We start from the raw sequence: 4670 nt of genomic DNA on the forward strand, positions 1-4670 counted from the left end.
GTTGATGCCATTTAAAATGACAAGCCTATTATTTTTGCTTATCCCGATCACAGCTTTTTTTAGAGGATATTTTCAATTCAAACAACAAGAAGCGATTATCGCGTTATCACAAGTGACAGAACAATTAATACGTGTGTTATTAATTGTTGTTTCAACCATAATCGTCGTGAACTATGGGCTATCGGTTTATAACATTGGTTTGCTTGCTACAGTTGCAACATTAGCAGGTGTAGGCTTTGCTATTTTAGTTTTAATATTTTTTTACTTTAAGTATAGAAAGACGACGGAGGAAACAGTTTCGTTTAAGCTTAAAAAAGTTTTAGTTCCGTTAATAACAGGTATGGTTGTTTATAGCTTAACTCACGTCTTACATCTCATTGTTCAGTTAGTTGATGTTTTGACGATGGTTAATAGCTTAAAAGAATTTGGCAATACATTTACAGAAGCAGTAGTTTCAAAAGGTATCTATGATCGGGGTAATCCATTAGTACAGCTAGGGCTTGTTTTTGGTTCAGCTTTAGCTTTATCAATTGTTCCAGCGATTCAAATGAATGAACCGAGTAAACAAAAGGTTAGTGCGTGGAATCAAGTTTTTGCTTTCAAATTAACGTTTTTATTTTCTCTATGTGCTGCCTTTGGGTTAGTGGCGATCATGCCTGTTTTAAACCCGTTATTTTACTTGTCTAGTGATGGTACAGTAGCGATTCAGTTGATGATGGTTTTAGTCTTTTTGTTTTCTATGATTATGACGCTTTCTGTACTTCTACAAGGACATGGTATTCGCGTAGCACAAGTCAAATGGCTAGCTCTACTGTTAGTTGTGAAGTGGTTGTTAAACATTCTATTAATACAACAATTTGGCATAATTGGAGCAAGTATTGCTTCTGTGATAGCGACTGGGCTTGTAGTAATCGTATTTTATCGATTATGGTCATCAAGAGTGGAGGCTAAAGGTATTAATCGATTTTTAGTTAAAGCTTCTGGCGTTGTTTTCTTAATGACTACTGTCGTGTATAGCTTGAACTTGTTAGCGAGGAACTTTGTTGCACTAGATGAAAGATTACTATTACTATTAATAATAATTGCTCTTTGTTTTATAGGTGTTTTAATTGTTTTATATTGTATTGACCGAATAAAGTTATTTACAAACGAAGAACAAGCAGCAATTAATACGATACCATTGATAAAAAAGCTAAGAAAGTTGGGTAAGTATGGGGCGCATTAAAGTAATTGGTCTAGGAGCTAGTACTATTGAACAACTACCGTTAGGTGTCTATCGTGAACTGATTAAGAGTAGCCGAGTCTTAACGAGAACATTAGATCACCCAGTAATAGACGAATTAGTAGCTGAAGAGGTTCAATTTCAAAGCTTTGATAAAATCTATGAAATGAACGATCAATTTGAAAATGTTTATGACGTCATCGCCAATGATTTAATTAATCAAGCAAAAAACGAGAACATTATATATACGGTTCCAGGGCACCCAATGGTTGCTGAAAAAACAGTTCAACTTCTATTAGATGCAAATGAAACTAACGTAGAAGTAGAAATAGAAGGAGGGCAAAGTTTCCTTGATCCTCTATTTACAGCTGTTCAAATTGATCCAATTGAAGGCTTTCAACTGTTAGATGGAACTAATTTAGACAGAAGCAAGATTCAATATGAGAACCATCTACTTATTAGCCAAGTGTTTGACACTTTTACAGCTTCAGAGGTAAAACTGACGCTGATGGAAGACTTACCGTATGATTACCCAATTACAATCGTTGAAGAAGCCGGTAGCCATAATGAAACTGTTATTACAGTACCTTTACATGAATTAGATCGTGAATTTCAAGTGAGTAATTTAATTACATTGTATATTAGGCCACAAGAGCGCAATCAGTTACACCATACTTTTGCTGCGTTAAAGGATGTTATTGCTACTTTAAGAGGGCCAAATGGTTGCCCGTGGGATCAAAAACAAACACATGAGTCGTTAAGACCATATTTAATTGAGGAAGCATATGAAGTAATCGAAGCAATTGATGCTCAAGATGATGATCACCTTGCTGAAGAGTTAGGTGATGTTTTGTTGCAAATTATGTTACATAGTCAAATTGGTGAAGAGAATGGATTCTTTACCGTCGATGATGTTATAAAAGGAATTACAGACAAAATGGTTGAGCGTCATCCACATGTTTTTAGTGATGTATCAGTTAACTCTGTAGATGAAGTAACAGACAACTGGGAAGCAATTAAACAGAAAGACAAGCCGAAGACGCGATCAGTACTTGATGGGTTAAATGATGCTCTACCGCGCTTGTTGTATGCAAAAGAGATCCAAAAGAAGGTAGCGAAAGTAGGGTTTGATTGGCAAGAAGAAAGCCCGGTAATTAATAAAGTTAAAGAAGAAATAGAGGAATTCCATGACGCTATAGCGAATAAGTCAATAGACGAAGCAGAAATGGAGTTAGGTGATGTTTTATTCTCGATTGTTAATTTAGGTCGGTTTTATAAAATTGACCCTGAAATAGCTTTAAATAGAACGTGTGGGAAGTTTATTAGTCGCTTTAAAGAAGTAGAAAAATTAGTGCAACAAAATAATGGATCTTTATCTGATTTATCTTTAGAGCAGTTGGATCAATATTGGGAACAAGTTAAATCATCAAAAGCATGAAAGAGGTGTAAACATGCGCTTAGATAAATTTTTAAAACTATCGAGGCTCATTAAAAGAAGAACAGTCGCAAAAGACGTAGCAAGCCAAGGTAGAATCCAAGTTAATGGACAGTCAGCCAAAGCATCTACTGACTTAAAAGTCGGTGATGAAGTGATGATTCAATACGGCCATAAAAGGCTAACGATTAAAGTCGAAACGTTACAAGAACATGTAAAAAAAGACCAGACGTCTCGACTATACTCTGTCATTAATGAAGAAAAAATAGAGTCCAATTCAATTTAATAACATGTTTTTAATCCCTCTATCATACGGTAGTAGTGAATAGGAGGGAAGGACATGCCATATGAAAAACAGTTATATCAAGGGGAACGTGAAACAAAACGTGAACATGACCTGAAGTTGAAAGACCGTCGCAAGTTAGAAGTGACAGGTGTTTTAGATGTGGATAGCTTTGATACAGAAGAGTTTCTATTAAAAACAACGATGGGCTATTTGTTAATTCGTGGTCACAACTTGCATATGAAGAACTTGAATGTTGATGAAGGTTTCTTAACGATTCAAGGTAAAATTCATTCATTTGACTACATTGATGAAAATAAACAAAATCAAGCTAAAGGAATCTTTAGCAAGTTGTTTAAATGACGCTAAGTACGCAATTTATTACCATGTTAACAATGGTCTTTGCAGGCATCCTCTCTGTTGGATCATTTGATACTTATAAAAGGTTGTTAAGACCACATGTATATTGGCAACAGTACGCAATAGATATTTTATTCTTTCTAACAATGGGGTCTGTCGTTTATTACTTGTTGTTCTTAGCTAATGGTGGTATTTTACGATTCTACTTAGTCATCGCATTTTTACTAGGGGTTTCAGCTTACTATGCATTATTTCAAAATGCATTTTTAAAAGGGTTAGAAGTAACCATTCGAGTCCTTGTGAACTTGTACAATTTTATTACAAACTTAGTAAATCTATTACTTGTTAAGCCAATATTATGGATTTTAATACTGAGTTTTAGTATAATTGTTGCAATTGGAAGGTTTTTACTAAAGTTGTTGCAATTGCTCATTAAGGTCTTGTTCGCAATAATCTCACCTTTCATTCCAAGAATAGTAAAAAAGTACCTTAATAGTTTTGTCCATACTTGCGATAATGAAATTAGAAGATGGTGGAAAATATTAAGGTCTTGGTGGGAAAATAGGAGGAAGACAAGTGTTGAAAAGAAAGGGAACGAAGACGAATAACGTAAAGAAAATAAATTCAGCTTATGTTAAACAACAAGAACAACATTTAGAACGTAAGCAACGAGAAAAAAAGCTGTTGATTCGTCGACTTGTAGCTTTTGGCGTTCTCTTTTCGATCATAGTCGGAACCCTTTTACTTTATTTTTTTCAGCAGCAGACTATTCATAGTGAGAAGGAAAGTGAGTATGAGCAACTTCAAAGTGAACTTCAAGCTCAATTAGAAGAAAAAGAGGAGTTAGAGCGAGAAGTTGAGTTGTTAAATGATGTTGATTATTTATTGCAAATAGCAAGAAAAGATTACTTTTTTTCTAAAGAAGGAGAAATTATTTTCACTTTACCAGAGGAAGAGGAAGAGCCTTCTTATTGACACTTTTTAAAAAGCTTATATATAATAGTAAAGAATAGATCTTTTAATAAATCTAAGGAGGAGCATTTTCTTTATGTCAGTTGAAGTAGGCAGCAAGGTGCGCGGTAAAGTTACCCGCATTACTAACTTTGGAGCATTTGTGGAATTACCAGAAGGCTCAACAGGACTGGTCCACATTAGTGAGGTAGCTAATAAGTACGTAAAGGACATCAGTGAACATTTAGCAGTTGGGGATGAAGTTGATGTTAAAGTTTTAAATGTAGAGGACAACGGAAAGATCGGTCTTTCAATTAAAAAGGCGGATGAAAAGTTCGAAAAGCAAGAACAGAAAAAGCGAACTGAAAACTTTGAATCAAAGATGAATAAGTTTTTAAAAGATAGTGAAGATAAGTTAG

At 34.6% G+C, this 4670-nt stretch carries 7 protein-coding genes; all 7 read left to right on the forward strand.

Features of this window, described 5'->3' with window-relative positions; all coding sequences use genetic code 11:
* Positions 1–1225 (forward strand): oligosaccharide flippase family protein (locus tag A194_RS0114795; protein ID WP_017187579.1); only part of this gene is annotated, 1225 nt, incomplete at its 5' end.
* A complete protein-coding gene (yabN, locus tag A194_RS0114800; RefSeq protein WP_017187580.1) occupies positions 1212–2660 on the forward strand; it encodes a bifunctional methyltransferase/pyrophosphohydrolase YabN in 1449 nt (482 codons plus the stop codon). The genes A194_RS0114795 and yabN, both read left to right, overlap by 14 nt.
* 13 nt (positions 2661–2673) lie before the next feature.
* Complete coding sequence (locus A194_RS0114805) at positions 2674–2943, forward strand: RNA-binding S4 domain-containing protein (RefSeq protein ID WP_017187581.1); 270 nt, start codon at positions 2674–2676, stop codon at positions 2941–2943.
* 54 nt (positions 2944–2997) lie between these two features.
* Complete coding sequence (gene yabP, locus A194_RS0114810; protein ID WP_017187582.1) at positions 2998–3303, forward strand: sporulation protein YabP; 306 nt, start codon at positions 2998–3000, stop codon at positions 3301–3303.
* Complete coding sequence (gene yabQ / locus A194_RS18710) at positions 3300–3908, forward strand: spore cortex biosynthesis protein YabQ (protein WP_017187583.1); 609 nt, start codon at positions 3300–3302, stop codon at positions 3906–3908. The genes yabP and yabQ overlap by 4 nt, the downstream gene beginning before the upstream one ends.
* A complete protein-coding gene (locus A194_RS0114820; RefSeq protein ID WP_017187584.1) occupies positions 3877–4275 on the forward strand; it encodes an FtsB family cell division protein in 399 nt (132 codons plus the stop codon). Before yabQ ends, A194_RS0114820 begins: the two co-directional genes overlap by 32 nt.
* A 73-nt stretch (positions 4276–4348) precedes the next feature.
* Positions 4349–4670, forward strand: a 322-nt coding sequence (locus A194_RS0114825) for a S1 RNA-binding domain-containing protein (protein WP_017187585.1), incomplete at its 3' end; no start/stop codon positions are given.

Source organism: Alkalibacillus haloalkaliphilus C5, assembly GCF_000269905.1.
Lineage (GTDB): Bacteria > Bacillota > Bacilli > Bacillales > Alkalibacillaceae > Alkalibacillus > Alkalibacillus haloalkaliphilus_A.